Genomic DNA, 16,349 nt, shown 5'->3' with positions numbered 1-16,349 from the left:
TTATAAAATTAAACTGATCTTTCCATGCGGCCTTAGACTATCGAGCTGCAAGATTACCTTTTTGTATTGGATGGCAAGTTCATTATTTTGTAGAACAATGTCGTAATACGCTTTCCCGATAAATGTGTCCATGACCTCTCGTTTCGTCCGGTGGGTCGTAAAGTTTAATTCGACAGAAATGACGTCTGACTCCAGATTGCTAACGATAATATTGTTATAGTTTCGTAGTGTCGTAGAATGTGGAAATTCCACATGCGCCTCTTTTTTCAAAAGCCGCTCCGCTCGTTCCTGCAGCCGCGAACGATTATCATGAGCATAAAATAGAGATGTTAAGGGGTCGGCGTCAGGCTCACCAATAGGTGGGATGATATAGGTCCCATCGTCTGTGAATAAATCCGCCCATTCCTTTAATCGCCATTCATCCAAAATTTTTGCTTCCGTGTAAAGGAAGTCAATGACATCCTGACGTGTTACAGTCGTGACCGTCATTTGTATGCTCCCTCCTTACTAAACGATTCTTGCATTACTTTATCGTATTCTCTCCAAAAAGCTCTCATTTGAAGTTCATCTGTCGCTTTGGCGTTTCTTTTTCCTCTTACCATCCCTTTGGAAACGTCATTCCATTGCACTTCGGTATTATTGGTGTATGCCTCTTGGGCTAATTCCAATGCTTCATTATCATCAGGGGTGGCAAACCCGCCCGGGCCTAAGAATTCCAAGAAATTATTATTTCTGGCAAGTCGATGTTCTTCATTTTCTGCCTTGGGTGCTAAGGAATAACCGGATACTTCAATATATCCTGGAGAATTAGGATAGAACGTTCTTGCCGTGATAGCCATAATGTCATTAATGACCAAATTTGGGAAAATCACAATATTTCGGTTCCAGTTTGCGATACGATCAGCCCGTTCTTCGCCAAAACGTTCTGCAAGTCTGACTTTCATGTCCTCCATATCCCGTTTCAAATCTTCGCTCCATATTGGCGTCCACTGGGCAATCGGTCTTCCCCACGGAGCCACATATTCCATGACCGCATGACCGTTGCCTAAGTCCTTACCTTCGCCTTCTAATTTTACTTTCTTGAGGTCAGGATCTTGCTCTTGCTTGATGTCGAAATACGTCTTATGCGTCGGCATGCCATGATATAAATCGACACTATTTTCAGCGAGCAACTTCCAATTAGCCCTTACGCTATATTCCTGCACGCCCCCTAATGCCTCTAGTCCGTATTCAGATTGATCCGCGATCAAGTCAATATACTCTTTTGCACCCGCTAAATACTCCTCTAGGGAGACTGCATGATCGTCAAAATTTACGAAAATAAAGCCGCGGTAACTCTCCACTCTATTAACCGCTTTCATGTCCTTTGTTCCTTCAGCATTAAAGTCGTCCGGAAAGCCATCACTTCCTGGCATCCCTACCAACTTACCGTCATTAGTAAAGCTCCACGCATGGTAGAAACAACGAAAGACTCTGGAATTGCCTTCGTTTTCCCTGCAAACTAAAGCGCCTCGGTGCGGGCACGTATTGTATAGGGTTCGAATTTCGTCGTCTTGACTATGAACGAGCACTAAATTCCGACCTCCCACCTTTTTCCGTTTGAAATCCCCTTTTTCCGGCACTTCTGTTTCATGTCCAATGAATAACCAGCATTTATTAAAAATTTCGGCACGTTCCCTTGCAAGCATTTCTCTGTCCGTAAAGACATTTCGGTTAACGAGAAATTCATTTTTCTCCGGATTATCTCTTATAATCTCTTTCATGATAAACCCTCCAATTAATAATACTGTTACTAAAGCATGGTGCTTCCGCCATTGACACTGATCACCTGACCCGTAATGAAACTGGCGCCATTCGTGGATAGGTACCAAACAAAATCCGCTACTTCTTCCTCGCTGGCAGCTCTTCCTTTTGGAATGATATCGATATATTTATCCACCAACTCAGCGTCCCTATTTCCGATTCGACCTAATGCTTCCCCTTCAACTGCAGGTGGTGCGACAGTATTTACGGTGATATCACTGTCGGCAAATTCCCTAGCCAACCCGGTCGATATGGCATGGACCCCTCCTTTTGCAGCATTATAAGCAGCATGATCCCACAACCCATTTCTTACTGAATCAGCGCCTATATTAATGATCCGCCCATATCCGACCTTATCCATGTGAGGAAGGACTTTATAACATGACCAAATCGTTGTCCATAGGTTTCGATTAATGGTCGTCTTCAGTGTATCCGGCGTCTGTTCACGGAACGGCAGAATCACACCCCCGCCTGCGTTATTCACCAGAATATCGATCTTTCCCCAGGCATTAATCGCATCGTTTACCATTTCTTCCACGTTACCTTCTTCCGAAAGATCTCCGGGATAGTATCGGATGTCTGAGTCTGACAACGTTTTCAATTCCTCAGCAGCTTTTTTTGTACGCTCCTCATTTGTACCGCTAATTAAAACGTTCGCCCCTGCATTCGCCAATTTCAACGCGATCGCGAATCCAATTCCCCGGGCGGAGCCGGTGACAATCGCTGCTTTTCCTTCTAAGGTTTCATTTATGTGTTTATTTTCCAACGTTTATCCTTTCCTTTCATTTGGAGATTCCGTAAACCCTTTCATCATCCTTTAAATTATCACTTTCCTTTTTCTTCATCCTATATTGACTTCTTAAATTTATTGTAAAAGCGCTATCATTCAGATTGCCAATTGAATATTTTTTCGTTTTTCCCTTAATTCCAAAAGAATCTTCATTCATTTATATTTTGTTGCTTATAAAGGAACAATCACCTTTTTAAATTATTTCACCGAAGTTATAATGTTGGTAATAAATCTTTAAATGACTAGAGCCCCTTCTTTCTATGAACTTTGGAGGTGAAAAATAATATGAATGAGAGCCAACTTCAGACTTTTCTTACTGTCGCCGAGCATAAAAGCTATTCTAAAGCGGCTGAAGCCCTTGTTGTTACGCAACCAACCGTTACCTCACGAATAAAAGCATTAGAAGATATCTTACAGTGTGAGCTTTTTAAAAGAGCCGGACATGAAATTTTCTTGACAGATGCAGCTAACATGTTTATGGAGTATGCCAACAATATTCTAACCAATATTAAACATGCCAAAGAAATATCCAACATGGTCAAAGACCCAATCATAAAAGTGGGTTTCTCCCCGGGATACTCGTATTCTTTTATTACAGAACTCTTGAAAACGGTTAAATCAATGGGGGATATAGATATTCAAGTCGTGGAAGGACACGATTCTGTAAGCTTAAATGAAAGGGCTTCCTCAGGAGAAATTGACATCGTATTTACAAGAAACCCTATTTCGGATCATTCTGATATTATTTCAGAATATTTATTCGATAATAACCTTATGGTTCTCCTTCCCATCGATCACTACCTATGTGAAAAACAAACGATTCACATTGAAGATTTAAACGAGGAGACTATCCTGAGTTTTAAAAGGAACTCGTTCTTATGGAAATTAATTGATCAACAGCTAATAAAAGCACAAAGTGTCACTCGTATTGATGTTGATAATAATGAAATGCTTTTGAAAGCTGTTGCAAATAATATTGGCATTGGCATTATACCTGAGTTAGGCATGGATAAAAGATATACGTCGGAAATAAAAGCACGAAAAATAAGTGACATCTATAACATCCAAAACAAAGTCTATGTTCAATACCGAAATAGCTCCCATGTCAATCATCTTGCAAAAAAGATCATTTACGCTGTCATTAATCATAAGTATACGGAAGAAGAAAAGGTGTAGGATGGTACCCCCCATCAATAAGCGAAGAACCATCCTCATCTCCCCTAACTATCTTCCTAATTGTTTCATACTTTTTCCGCCAACGGCCCAATGTGTTTTCGGAACTTCAGTAACAGTAACGCGGACATTTTCTTTCGGAGCGTCCAGTGATTCACTAACGGCTTCAGAGACGTTTTCGATCAATGATTCAATTTTTTCAGGTTCACGGCCTTCGAGAATTTGTACATTTATAAGTGGCAAACCTTTCACCTCCCTTGGCGAAACAAGTCATAGCATGAGCCTCTATTACTGTTTAACAAAAAAGGATACGTCTCCTAAGCCTCCGTATTTCACATTAACGAAATCTCCGGGCGATAATTTGACTGCAGCTGTCACCCCACCTGTTAAAATAGGCTTCCCGGCTTCTACTTTTTCTCCCTTTTCGCTTAACATATTTGCAAGGCTTGCAACCGACTTGGCTGGGTGTCCCAATACCGCGGCACCGGCACCCAATGATTGAATTTCCCCATTAAGGGATAATGTTACCCCAACGACATCCAATTCCAATTCTTCCGGCTTTCTTAAATACGTTCCAAATACAGCCCCAGCTGCAGACGTATTATCCGCTACAACATCCGGCAATGTGAAATTGAAGTTCTCATATCGGCTGTCAATAATTTCAATCGCAGGGAGCACGTATTCTGTTGCCCGTAATACATCAAGCGTCGTAATACCCGGACCCTCTAAATCCCTATTTAAAATAAAACCGATTTCCGGTTCTATTTTTGGATGAATGTAATCAGAAATGGAGATGGCATTTCCCTCTTCGACAACCATATTATCAAAGACATAGCCATATATCGGGTTGTCCACGTTCATTTGTTTCATTTTGGCCTCACTGGTAATCCCCATCTTTGGACCGACGATTTTATAACCTGCCTCTAGTTTTTGTCGTACAAGCTCTTCTTGAACGTCATACGCTTCTTCAATCGTTAATTCCGGGTACAATTCTGCCGTAATTTTTGTGATTTCGCGCTTTTCTTTTTCCGCATTGTGTACATAATTAGCCAGCTCTTTTACTCGGTCTTTTTCCATGGTCACTTCTTCTCCCATCGTATGATTATGATTGAACAGACGCTTTTCTTGTTTCAGCAAGTTCAGCTGCAACGTCAATGATCATATCTTCCTGCCCGCCAATAATTTCTCGTTTACCCAATTCTACGAGTATGTCTCGCGATTCGACTAAGAACTTTTCAGCTGCTCGATTCGCGTGTAACAGAAAACTGGAATAGACACCGGCATAGCCTAACGTTAAACTGTCACGGTTAATTTCCTGCGGTTGCTGCAAGATCGGAGCAACGATGTCTTCGGCCACGTCCATGATTTTGTACAAGTCGACACCTGTTTCAATGCCCATTTTATCGAGGACGCCGATTAATACTTCCGTTTGCGTATTCCCCGCGCCTGCACCTAAACAGCGGATACTTCCATCAATCCTAGTCGCTCCTTCTTCAATGGCAGCAAGCGTGTTCCCCATCGCCAGAGACAAATTATTATGGCCATGAAAACCAATATCGATAGATAACGCTTGTCGAAGCGCTTTAATTCTTTCTTTAACTTCATGCGGAAGCAAAGCGCCTGCTGAATCCACAACGTAAACCGTGTCTGCACCTAAACAGCGGATACTTCCATCAATCCTAGTCGCTCCTTCTTCAATGGCAGCAAGCGTGTTCCCCATCGCCAGAGACAAATTATTATGGCCATGAAAACCAATATCGATAGATAACGCTTGTCGAAGCGCTTTAATTCTTTCTTTAACTTCATGCGGAAGCAAAGCGCCTGCTGAATCCACAACGTAAACCGTGTCTGCACCATAACTCTCCATCAATTTTGCCTGTTCGACTAACTTTTCAACGGAAACCATATGACTCATCATTAGAAAGCCAACGGTTTCCATTCCCAGTTCCTTTGCCGTTTGAATATGTTGTTCGGAAACATCGGCTTCCGTCACGTGCGTAGCCACGCGTGCCATTTTTGCCCCTAGGGCCGCCGCTTCTTTTAAATCTTCAATTGTCCCGATGCCCGGGAGTAACAATACCGCGATCTTCGAGAAATCGGCGACCGAAACAGCCGCTTCAATAAGTTTAAATTCATCTGTTTTAGAAAAACCGTATTGTAGCGAAGAACCTCCCAATCCATCTCCATGAGCGACCTCAATATAAGGCACACGCGCTTCATTTAGCGCTTTCGCAGTGGATTTGACCTGATCAACGGTATACTGGTGACTGATCGCGTGACTCCCATCGCGCAAAGCAACTTCTGTAATTTTGATGTCCGTTTGCTTCGTCATGCTCTTCCTCCTTTCTTACACTTTATTAGCGGTGGTATTTCGATTTTTCGCAAACTCTTCAGCTACTTTCACACCGGCAGATGTCATGATATCAAGGTTCCCGGCATAGGTTGGCAAATAATGCCCTGCCCCTTCAATTTCAAGAAACACCGTCACCTTATTTCCGTCAAAAACAGGATTTGTTCGTATCTTATATCCGGGGACATAGGATTGAACCTTATCCACCGTTTCTAAAATCGATTTGGTAATCTTCTCTTCATCCACTGCTCCTTCTTCAACAATGGCATGGACCGTGTCACGCATGATGATCGGAGGTTCTGCCGGGTTTAAGATAATGATGGCTTTTCCTTTTTTAGCGCCACCCACTTGTTCAATGGCTTTTGACGTTGTTTCGGTAAATTCATCAATGTTTGCTCTCGTTCCCGGTCCGGCACTTTTACTCGCGATCGTAGCAACAATTTCTCCATACTCGACCGGCGCCACTTGTTGAATGGCATGGATGATTGGAATGGTTGCCTGGCCGCCGCATGTAATTAGATTGACATTATCTTCTTCCAAGTGTGTGCCTGCGTTGACCGTAGGCACAATAAAAGGCCCGATTGCAGCCGGTGTTAAATCGATCATTTGCTTGCCTAGCTTTTTGGCTATTTCCGCATTGTGAATATGAGCGCCGGCACTCGTCGCGTCAAAGATAATATCGACTAATTCCGGGTTCTCCAATAATCCATCCGCACCGTTATCAAAGGTTTGCAGCTCCAATTTCTTGGCATGTTGCATGCCTCGTGACGTGGCATCAATCCCCATCATGGTCGTTAGTTCCAATGATTCGGAATTCTTTAATTTAATCATTAAGTCAGAGCCGATATTCCCGGACCCAATGATTCCAACTTTTGCTTTACCCATCGAACTCCCCCCTTGTATCTATTTTGCAAATGAAACATGTACGGTGCCTAAATCCGCAAATTTGGCGTAAAACTCATCTCCCGGTTCTCCTTTGATCGCGGCAGACAATGCACCGGATAGAATGACTTCACTGGCTTTCAATTTAATATCAAAGGCTGCCAATTTATTCGCCAGCCATGCCACACATTTCGCCGGATCGTCCATTGCCGCAACACCGACCCCTGTGTTTTGAAGTTCATCATTTTTGTAAAGGGCCATCCCCATTTGCTTGATATCAATGTCTTCGATTTTTTTTGGGTGATCACCGAGTACATACAACCCGGAAGAAGCATTATCTGCAATCGTATCGGGCAATGTAATCTTCCAATCTTTGATGCGGCTATCCACAATTTCAAGCGCGGGAACAACTGCATCCGTCGCTTGCAGGACGTCGAGCGTTGTTACATCCGGTCCGGCCAAATCTTTTTTCAGAATGAACGCAATCTCGCCTTCAACCATTGGCTGCAATACGCGATTGAATGAGACCGTTTCTCTGTTTCTGACTCCCATTCCATCCAATAAATGACCGTAATCAGGCTCGCTAACGCCTAATTTTTCCTGCATGGCTTTCGATGTTAAACCAATTTTTTTGCCGGTGATCCGCTGGCCTTCTTTTACTTTTCCTTCAATGGTCTGCAATTGGATTTGATAAGCTTCATCAATGGAAAGATTAGGGTTCAGCTCAGTAACCGGCTGAACCCCTTCTCCTTCATCCCAGGATTGAGCTAAATGTTTGGCAAGGTCTTCTTTGTTGAATGTTTCTTCCGTTTTCATTCATATCTCCCCTAGGTTTTGATTGTAATGTTGGTGAGTTCTGAATAAAAGTCAAAGCTGTGCATACCGCCTTCACGGCCGATGCCACTATGCTTCATGCCTCCGAAAGGTGTACGCAAATCACGTAAAAACCAAGTATTAACCCAAACAATTCCCGTTTCGATTTGTGCGCTAACACGAGTCGCACGTTTAATGTTCGTGGTCCATAAGCTTGCACTTAACCCATAATGGGTATCATTGACTTGCTCTAGCACTTCTTCTTCTTCATCGAACGGAATAACCGTTACGACCGGTCCAAAGATTTCCTCGTTCACACACCTAGAATCTTTGTCTAAACCGGTGATGATCGTCGGTTCTACGAAATATCCTTTGTCAAACCCTTCGGCAGCCTTTCCCCCTGTTAAGAACGTGCCGCCTTCTTCTTTTGCAATGTCCAAGTAGCCGAGCACTTTTTTATAGTGTTCTTCACTGATTAATGCACCGACATTTGTTTCTTCATCAAAGGGGTCGCCAACTTTGAGCTCTTTGGTTTTCGCCGCGAAGCGCTCAAGAAATTCATCGTACGCCGGCCGTTCTACATAAATTCTTGAACCGCACAAGCAGACTTCACCCTGGTTAATGAAACTGGAACGCATTGTCGTATCGATCACGTCATCCATGTCGGCATCTGCAAAAATAATATTCGGGTTCTTGCCGCCCATCTCAAACGATAATTTTTTCAGTGTGGGAGCTGCGGATTTCATAATTTCAGTTCCTGTTACCGTTTCACCGGTAAAGGCAATCGCATCCACATCCTCATGGGTGGAGAGCGCAGCGCCTGCGTCACCAAATCCGTGAACCATGTTAACCACACCATCCGGAACGCCGGCTTCTTTACAAATTTCTGCAAGAACCGTCGCTGTCATTGGTGTCTCTTCCGATGGCTTCATCACTGCCACGTTTCCTGCCGCAAGTGCCGGAGCTAACTTCCAAGTCATCAAAAATAATGGAAGGTTCCATGGGTTAATTAAGCCCACCACACCAACAGGACGACGAATGGCATAATGAATGGCTATATCATCTTGTTGATAGGCTTCTGTGCCCATTGACGTCATATAATCAGCAAAGAAATGGAAATTATTAGCTGCACGGTCAATGTCAATTTTGTTTGACAGCCATAATGGCTTGCCCGTGTCGAGGGATTCGAGTGTAGCCAGTTCTGATTTTCTTTCTAAAATTAAATCGCCGATTTTACGGAGAATCTGTGACCGTTGCTTTGTAGGCATGTTGCCCCATTCACCTTTAAGTGCTTTCCTGGCAACACTTACCGCGCGGTCAACATCTTCCTTTTCTCCCTTTGCAACGGTACCTAATACTTCTTCCGTTGCCGGATTCACATTTTCAAACGTTTTTTCATTATTGGACGATACATATTGACCGTCAATGTAATGCGTACAATCAATTGGCTTTACGGTCGCTTTTGTTTCTGTCGTTTGCATGAAAATGCCTCCTTATATTTTTCGGATGCCATCCGATAGTTCTTATCAGCATATTTTCATTATATATACCATCGAAAAATCAAAAAAGGCATTTGTTCCTTCATGCGCAACGAAAATAAAAAAGTCTATAAAAACTATTTTGGAAATGTAAAAAATCTTATATAATGAAGGTGAGAAGCGGATGAATAAATGATTAATGCGTTCCTTCATAAAGAACTAATTTTAAGGAGTGACTTGCATGGTAAAAAAGAACGATCAACCACAAACGCTTTCCTCCGTTAAGAATGCAGCTCGTATTCTTAAGAGTTTTTCTACATTTGAGCCGACGAAAAAGGTTAGCGAGCTGGCTGAATCATTAGGTTTGGCCAAAAGTACCGTTAGTCGAATTATGGCGACACTGGCTAGTGAAGGATTTGTTGCCAAGGATCAGGAAACCAATGCATACCGATTAGGGATTTCCGTGCTCACCATGGCAGGGATTGTCACAAATGATTTGGAAATTCACAAGGAAGCTGCACCCGTCCTTGGTCAATTGGTAAATAAAACGGGAGAAACCGCCCATCTGGCTATCTTGGATGACCTCGATACCATTTATATTCATAAAGAAGAATGTCATCATCCTGTTCGTATTTTGACACACCTTGGGAGGAGAAACCCTTCTTACTGCACAAGTTCAGGTAAAGTTCTGCTCGCTTTTAGTGAAGAACAGGTTGTGGAAGATGTTATTAATAAAGGGTTAACTGCCCATACAAAGAATAGCATTACCGATCCTGATGAACTTCGGGAGGAACTAAAAACAATCCGCGAACAAAAATACGCCGTCAGCACAGAGGAATTAACAGAAGGAACGAAATCAGTTGCCGCGCCAATAAGGGACTATACAGGAAAGGTAGTCAGTGCCATTACCGTTGTGGGACCGATCCAACGCATGAAAGGTTACAGCATACCGGACATCGCGAAGAAAGTAAGAGAAGCCGGAAAAGAAGCATCCACTCGGCTCGGGTACGACGAAAGATATTTCAGAAAATTTTAACTTGTCCAGGGTCCTCCAAGGGCTCTTTTTTTATTACACTCATTCGGACGGACGCTGATTTAATCCATGCCACAAAGGGTATAATGTCAGGGGAGGGAATTTTCTTCGTGCGATGCTACGATGGAGGGTGATAAATAATGGGAACCGTTTCCGTAACCGGAGCGCTTTTAATCATTACCGGGTGGTTCGCGCTTGTGGAGTACGATAAATTCAACGAAGCAGAAAAGCGGGAGATTTTACAGGGTATTAAAAAAAGCCCGCTGAAAATCGCGACGATTGCCCTAATGCCCGTGGGTATACTCGTCAACATTATCGGCGGATTTGTGTTTTCGCCAATGACGATGATCATCGGTTCAAGCATGATTTTTTTGCAGGCAATTATTGTTTCGATTTTATTCTGGAACCGAACACGTTGGAAGAGCATTTTGCTTCTAGTCGTCGTCATCGGTTTAGGGATCTTTATTTATGTTCCATTATGGTTATAAGCAAAAAATTAGGACTTGGCTGCCCCAAGTCCGTTGGTTATTTTTCTACGATATTAATTGGTAGATCTTCAAACGCTTCCTCGATGTCTTCTATATTTTCTGTCGTGGATTCCGGAATTTCAACTTGCAGACCCGCATCAGACCCACTGATTGAAAAATCTTCTAAACTGAGATCATCGATTTCCGCGCTCCAGATGACTTCTCCTTCCGGATGAGTGGCTGCAGTGCTCTCTGTCGTTTGCGCTGATACTTCTTCGATTTCACCCTCATCTTCGGCATTGCTCCCTGCCACAAACATATACACCAGTCCCGCGCTTACTATCACTGCAAGACACGCGAAAATAGCGACCAAAAACTTTCCGGCTTTGTTCATCCCGGGCACACCTCCTTCAACCTTCATCATTAAACTCTCTATAGAAAGGTTTTCCTTGTTTTTTTAAAATTCCCCACGTTACCATTCATTTCCGAAAAGACGGATTCTAAAACGTCAGGTTAAATCTATCTGGTATTTTACCATAAAAAAGGATCCAGCGTGAAAGCTGGACCCTCCTTCAAGTTTACCGCTATGAACGTACCATCTGGTTTTTTTCTACGGTGCCCGCGTCTTTCGGATGTACGCCATGACGGTAAAAGTCCTTATACTCGGGCTCCAATGGTTTTTTTCCACGGATGATGTCGGCTGCTTTTTCTGCCAGCATCAACACCGGTGCATGAATATTTCCATTCGTCGTATACGGCATCACGGACGCATCAACGACCCGCAGGTTATCCAGGCCATGAACCTTCATGGTCTGCGGATCTACAACAGCCATCGGATTCGAAGCAGGACCCATTCTTGCACTGCAGGATGGATGGAGGGCTGTTTCAGCGTCATTCCTTACCCACTCCAGAATTTCCTCATCCGTTTGGACAGAAGGTCCGGGGGAAATTTCACCTGCATTGTAAGGCGCCAACGCCGGCTGGGAAAGGATTTTCCTCGTGACTTGTATGGCTTCCACCCACTCTCGCCGATCCTCTTCGGTAGATAAATAGTTAAATACGATGCTCGGATGCTGATAAGGATCTTTTGAACGGATCTTCAGGCTCCCCCGGGAGTTGGAGTACATCGGTCCAACGTGTACTTGGAACCCATGCTTCGTATCCGCTTTTTGCCCGTCATATCGAACCGCTAGCGGAAGGAAATGAAACATCAGATTCGGATAATCAACATCGTCATTCGAACGGACGAAACCTCCGCCTTCAAAATGATTCGTTGCTGCCGGACCAGTACGTCCAACCAGCCATTGCAAGCCGATCCAAGGCATTTTTGCTTTATTTAAACTCGGCATTTCAGAAACAGGCTCTGAAGAAGCGTACTGGACATATGCTTCGAGATGATCTTCAAAGTTTTCGCCTACACCCGGTAGGTCAACGATCGGGTCAATGCCAATGGAGCTCAGATGTTCAGCATCGCCTACACCGGCCAATTGGAGTAATTGCGGCGTGTTAAATGCACCGCCGGAGAGGATCACTTCGCCTGCATGAACCTGATGCGTTTTTTTATTCTTTTCATACGTAACGCCATTGGCTCGCTTACCATCAAAATTGATATTGGTCACAAACGCACGTGTCTCTACTGTCAGGTTTTCGCGACCCATGGCAGGCCGCAAATAGGCCCCTGAAGCAGACGCCCGTCTTCCGTTGTGCACCTGACTGTCGAATGGACCGAACCCTTCCTGACGAAACCCATTGACATCGGGTGTTCTCGCGTAACCAGCCTCTGCAGCTGCATCAAAAAAAGCTTGAAATAAAGGGTTCTTTGCAGGACCCCGCCTCAATTTCACCGGGCCATCGTGTCCGCGGTACTCATCAGTCGAATCTGCTCCATAGGCTGTTTCCAGCCGTTTAAAATAGGGCAGACAATGGGCATAGTCCCACGTTTCCATGCCCGGGTCGGATCCCCACTTTTCATAGTCCATCGGATTGCCGCGCTGATAAATCATCCCGTTGATGGAACTTGATCCCCCGAGTACCTTTCCCCTGGCATGCGCAACTTGACGTCCATTCATATAAGGCTCGGCATCCGTAGAATACCTCCAGTCATAGAATCGATTGCCGGACGGGTACATCAAAGCTGCCGGCATTTGAATAAACAAATCCCATGGATAGTCACTGCGTCCCGCTTCCAGAACGAGTACACTTTTCGATTTATCCTCGCTTAGACGGTTGGCGAGTACACAACCCGCGCTGCCCCCGCCAACGATGACGTAGTCATATGATGTTTGATTCAACTCAAAAACCTCCTTCTTATTTAAACCATCCTAAAGGTTCCGGTTTGATGTTTCGGAATACGTGCTTCGTTTCCGTATATTCTTCCAGGCCGGGACGTCCAAGTTCGCGTCCAATGCCTGATTGTTTGTAACCGCCCCAAGGCGCCTGGGCAAAATAAGGATGAAAATCATTGATCCAAACGGTTCCCATGCGAAGCTTGGCTGCTACGTTTTCGGCTTTCGCGATGTCTTCCGTAAATACCGCACCGGCGAGTCCATAGATGCTGTCGTTTGCTTTTATTACAGCATCTTCAGCTGATTCAAATGTTTCAACGGTCAGCACCGGACCGAAGACTTCCTCCTGGACGATGCGCATATCCGCTGTACAATTGGTGAATATCGTTGGCAGAAAAAAGAACCCTTGTTGCAATTCTGCGTCTTCAGGTCTTTTTCCGCCCAGCGCCAGCGTCGCGCCTTCTTCTTGACCGATCGCTACATATTTTTCCACTTTCTCCCGGTGCTCTGCGGAAATGAGCGGCCCGGATTGGGTGTCTTCCGCGAAACCGTTGCCGAGTTTAATATTTTTCGCTCGAGCCACTAGGGCATCAACAAAAGCATCATGCATCGATTCTTCCACAAGTACGCGTGCACCGGCAGAACAAACTTGCCCGGCGTGGAAGAAAGCCGCGTTTAACGCTTGATCGACCGCAACATCAAAATCAGCGTCCGCAAAAATGATATTCGGATTTTTGCCTCCGAGCTCCAAAGCAATGTTTTTCACATTGGTGCTCGCGGCTTGCATGATTTTTTTCCCGGTGTCAATGCCGCCGGTAAAAGAAATCAAGTCGACGTCGGTGCTTTCGGATAGGTGGGCACCTACAGTATTGCCCGGTCCGAGGATAATGTTTGCCACACCCGCGGGGACGCCTGCTTGCTCGAACAGTTCAAACACTTTTACCGTCGTAAGCGGCGTGATCTCGCTCGGTTTCATCACGAGCGTGTTTCCCGCGGCAAGCGCCGGCGCCAATTTCCATGCCGCCTGTAATAACGGATAATTCCATGGCGTGATTTGACCGCACACCCCAACCGGCTCACGGACGACTTTACTCGTGGAATCCGGAAGCGGGCTCTCAATCAATTCGCCGCCCTCTTTATCGGCCAATCCTGCAAAATATATGAAAACATTGGCGATGTCGTCCATATCATCGAGGCTTTCACTCACGGTTTTTCCGGTATCCAGCGTTTCCAATTCAGCCAGTTCTTGTCGTGACTCACGAATCAAGCGACCAATTTCATGAACGATCTCTCCGCGTTCGTTTGCCGGCGTTGTTGCCCAAGCCCCTTCATCAAAAGCGCGGCGCGCAGCCGACACTGCTTCTTTTGCATCCTTTTCGTTTCCTTCCGCGACCGTCGCGATCACTTCTTGGTTATATGGATTGATAATGTCTCGTTTTTGATTGTCGACAGCATCCATCCAGTTACCGTCGATATACATTTGTAAGCGCAAAGAAATCACGCTCCTTTTTGTTTAATATATTTTAAACGTTTTGATCAATTAAAATGTACCATAGTGAAATGCACTCGTCAAACAAAAAAACCAGCGCCCATTACGCTGATTTTTCTTATTCCTTTTCTTCATCGAATATCATTCGAAATAATTCCCCCGATTCCGTCTTGGCGACGATTCGTTCCAAGAAATCATAATAAGGCAGCGAGCCTGTAATTTTTTCAAGTTTTCGTTTGGCATCTTCCCGCACATCCTCGGGCGTATCCGGATCATCAATCAATGCTTCATATTGAGGCTGCGCCTGACGAATGCCTTCCATGTTTACACTTACTTCCCTTTGCCAGCGACGCAAAAAAACACTTGTGAAAAATTTAAAGTAATCCTCTTCTGCCTTGTACAAATCCTTACGCTCTCCTTTTCTAAAAACACGATGAATGAGCTTATCGTCCATCAATCTGCGTACTCCCAGGCTCATACTTCCTTTGCTCATGCCCAATTCATCCCGTAAATCATCAAGCGTCATCGGTTCGCCGTGCAAATACAAGAGAGCATAAATGCGCCCAACGGAACGCGTGTAGCCATAAATATCCATCGTATCGGCAATACTATCCTCGATGGAACGATCGCCTTCTTGCAACTCGGCTTCTTTTTCCTTTCGTTTCTCATCCATTGCGATCACTCACCTTGTTCAACGGTAAAATTCGAATCATTTAAAATTTATTTAATGTAAATTATACCGTTCAACACCGAAAAATTCAAACAGACTATTGTCGAATCGTCCCGTTGACAACCTCTCGCATTATGTTATAGTCAACATGTATTTAATTTGTATTAAACATTCATTACAAATTTAACTAGGAGGCATATCATGCATTTATTTAAAAAAGGCAAGTGGATTTTGCCATTTTTATTTAGCGCACTCGTCCTTGCGGCATGCGGAGACAATGAAGGAGAAGCGTCCGGCGACGAGGCAAACGAAGCTGAAGATGTAAAGGGCGAAATTGAACTCACCTACGTTGCCTGGGAATCCGAAGTGGCTTCGTCCAATGTCATTGGGCTCGTTCTGGAAGAAGCAGGATATGATGTAAACTTAAATCAAGTCGAGCAAGCCATCATGTGGCAAAGTGTTGCGCAAGGGGATGCGGATGGCTTTGTTGCCGGTTGGTTGCCTTCGGACATGGCGACTGACTATGAACGTTATGGAGACGAAGTGGTCGATTTGGGCCCGAATTTGGAAGGAAACCGTACCGGACTGGCCGTTCCAGAGTATATGGACGTGACCAGTATTGAAGAAGTGACTACCGACAATTTTGATGAAATCACCGGAATCGACCCTGGTGCGGGGGTCGTGGATTCAACTGAGCAAGCCATAGAGGCGTATGATTTAGACATTACGCTACAAACGTCCAGTGATGCTGCCATGACCGCTGCATTAGATAGTGCGATTGACAATGAAGAACCGATTGTAGTGACGGCTTGGCAACCGCATTGGAAATTTAATACGTATGACATTCGTTTCCTGGAAGATCCGGAAGGCATTTATGAAGAAGAGGAAGAAATCCGGACGATGGTCCGAGAAGGTCTGGAAGAAGATGAACCTGAAGCTTATCAAATTCTCGACAACTTCTATTGGGAGGCTGATGATATGAACGAGGTCATGCTGGACATGGCTGAAAATGATACGGAGCCGAAGGATGCTGCCCAAGCATGGATCGATGACAATCGAGAAACGGTTGATGAATGGTTGGACACCGATAGCGAAGAATAAGTAGCAAAAAGGAAA

At 44.5% G+C, this 16,349-nt stretch carries 17 protein-coding genes; 4 read left to right on the top strand and 13 right to left on the bottom strand.

Annotation, left to right across the window (positions count from 1 at the left end; translation table 11 throughout):
- The 3 genes from DT065_RS15150 to DT065_RS15140 are packed head-to-tail and all read right to left on the bottom strand — an operon-like array spanning position 1 to position 2,569.
- The gene (locus DT065_RS15150) at positions 1 to 489 is read right to left on the bottom strand and encodes an aromatic-ring-hydroxylating dioxygenase subunit beta (protein WP_114374803.1); all 489 of its coding nucleotides are present in this window, start codon (positions 487 to 489) and stop codon (positions 1 to 3) included.
- On the bottom strand, positions 486 to 1,763 hold the full coding sequence (locus DT065_RS15145; protein ID WP_114374802.1) for an aromatic ring-hydroxylating oxygenase subunit alpha: 1,278 nt from the start codon (positions 1,761 to 1,763) through the stop codon (positions 486 to 488). The genes DT065_RS15150 and DT065_RS15145 overlap by 4 nt, the downstream gene beginning before the upstream one ends.
- A 29-nt stretch (positions 1,764 to 1,792) precedes the next feature.
- Complete coding sequence (locus DT065_RS15140) at positions 1,793 to 2,569, bottom strand: SDR family NAD(P)-dependent oxidoreductase (protein ID WP_114374800.1); 777 nt, start codon at positions 2,567 to 2,569, stop codon at positions 1,793 to 1,795.
- Positions 2,570 to 2,878: 309 nt separating this feature from the next.
- Between DT065_RS15140 and DT065_RS15135 the strand changes: the two genes are divergently transcribed.
- The gene (locus tag DT065_RS15135; RefSeq protein ID WP_114374798.1) at positions 2,879 to 3,769 is read left to right on the top strand and encodes a LysR family transcriptional regulator; all 891 of its coding nucleotides are present in this window, start codon (positions 2,879 to 2,881) and stop codon (positions 3,767 to 3,769) included.
- A 48-nt stretch (positions 3,770 to 3,817) separates the two neighbouring features.
- On the opposite strand, the gene DT065_RS15130 is transcribed toward DT065_RS15135, so the two are convergent.
- Genes DT065_RS15130 through DT065_RS15105 form a run of 6 tightly spaced genes read right to left on the bottom strand, consistent with a single transcriptional unit; the run spans position 3,818 to position 9,292 of the window.
- Positions 3,818 to 4,018, bottom strand: coding sequence for a 4-oxalocrotonate tautomerase (locus DT065_RS15130; protein ID WP_418314557.1), 201 nt, complete (start codon positions 4,016 to 4,018; stop codon positions 3,818 to 3,820).
- 36 nt (positions 4,019 to 4,054) lie between these two features.
- Positions 4,055 to 4,843, bottom strand: coding sequence for a 2-keto-4-pentenoate hydratase (locus tag DT065_RS15125; RefSeq protein WP_114376360.1), 789 nt, complete (start codon positions 4,841 to 4,843; stop codon positions 4,055 to 4,057).
- Between the two features lie 25 nt (positions 4,844 to 4,868).
- Positions 4,869 to 6,098 (bottom strand): 4-hydroxy-2-oxovalerate aldolase, encoded by a 1,230-nt coding sequence (gene dmpG, locus DT065_RS15120; protein WP_114374795.1) that lies wholly within the window; start codon positions 6,096 to 6,098, stop codon positions 4,869 to 4,871.
- Between the two features lie 15 nt (positions 6,099 to 6,113).
- Entirely contained in the window at positions 6,114 to 7,001 is an 888-nt protein-coding gene (locus tag DT065_RS15115) for an acetaldehyde dehydrogenase (acetylating) (protein ID WP_114374793.1), read from the bottom strand.
- 18 nt (positions 7,002 to 7,019) lie between these two features.
- A complete protein-coding gene (locus tag DT065_RS15110) occupies positions 7,020 to 7,814 on the bottom strand; it encodes a 2-keto-4-pentenoate hydratase (protein WP_114374792.1) in 795 nt (264 codons plus the stop codon).
- An 11-nt stretch (positions 7,815 to 7,825) separates the two neighbouring features.
- Positions 7,826 to 9,292, bottom strand: a complete 1,467-nt coding sequence (locus DT065_RS15105) for an aldehyde dehydrogenase (protein WP_114374790.1) — start codon at positions 9,290 to 9,292, stop codon at positions 7,826 to 7,828.
- Between the two features lie 238 nt (positions 9,293 to 9,530).
- Between DT065_RS15105 and DT065_RS15100 the strand changes: the two genes are divergently transcribed.
- A complete protein-coding gene (locus tag DT065_RS15100) occupies positions 9,531 to 10,325 on the top strand; it encodes an IclR family transcriptional regulator (RefSeq protein WP_114374788.1) in 795 nt (264 codons plus the stop codon).
- Positions 10,326 to 10,462: 137 nt separating this feature from the next.
- Positions 10,463 to 10,810, top strand: a complete 348-nt coding sequence (locus DT065_RS15095; protein WP_114374786.1) for a hypothetical protein — start codon at positions 10,463 to 10,465, stop codon at positions 10,808 to 10,810.
- 37 nt (positions 10,811 to 10,847) lie between these two features.
- Here the strand turns inward: DT065_RS15095 and DT065_RS15090 are convergent, their stop codons facing one another.
- From DT065_RS15090 to DT065_RS15075, 4 genes are all read right to left on the bottom strand, one after another.
- Positions 10,848 to 11,183 carry a hypothetical protein gene (locus DT065_RS15090; protein WP_114374784.1) on the bottom strand — a complete coding sequence of 112 codons (336 nt, stop codon included), beginning with the start codon at positions 11,181 to 11,183 and terminating at the stop codon, positions 10,848 to 10,850.
- Positions 11,184 to 11,373: 190 nt separating this feature from the next.
- The gene (betA, locus tag DT065_RS15085; RefSeq protein WP_114374782.1) at positions 11,374 to 13,080 is read right to left on the bottom strand and encodes a choline dehydrogenase; all 1,707 of its coding nucleotides are present in this window, start codon (positions 13,078 to 13,080) and stop codon (positions 11,374 to 11,376) included.
- 16 nt (positions 13,081 to 13,096) lie between these two features.
- Positions 13,097 to 14,566 carry a betaine-aldehyde dehydrogenase gene (gene betB / locus DT065_RS15080; RefSeq protein WP_114374780.1) on the bottom strand — a complete coding sequence of 490 codons (1,470 nt, stop codon included), beginning with the start codon at positions 14,564 to 14,566 and terminating at the stop codon, positions 13,097 to 13,099.
- Between the two features lie 115 nt (positions 14,567 to 14,681).
- Positions 14,682 to 15,236: a GbsR/MarR family transcriptional regulator gene (locus DT065_RS15075; protein ID WP_114374778.1), complete on the bottom strand. Its 555-nt coding sequence runs from the start codon at positions 15,234 to 15,236 to the stop codon at positions 14,682 to 14,684.
- 198 nt (positions 15,237 to 15,434) lie between these two features.
- Between DT065_RS15075 and DT065_RS15070 the strand changes: the two genes are divergently transcribed.
- Positions 15,435 to 16,334, top strand: coding sequence for a glycine betaine ABC transporter substrate-binding protein (locus DT065_RS15070; protein ID WP_114374776.1), 900 nt, complete (start codon positions 15,435 to 15,437; stop codon positions 16,332 to 16,334).
- Positions 16,335 to 16,349 lie beyond the last annotated feature (15 nt).

Source organism: Salicibibacter kimchii (assembly GCF_003336365.1).
In the GTDB taxonomy this organism is placed as follows: Bacteria; Bacillota; Bacilli; order Bacillales; family Marinococcaceae; genus Salicibibacter; species Salicibibacter kimchii.
Note: the sequence above shows the minus strand (reverse complement) of the source record. Positions and strands in the feature narration are given on the sequence as shown.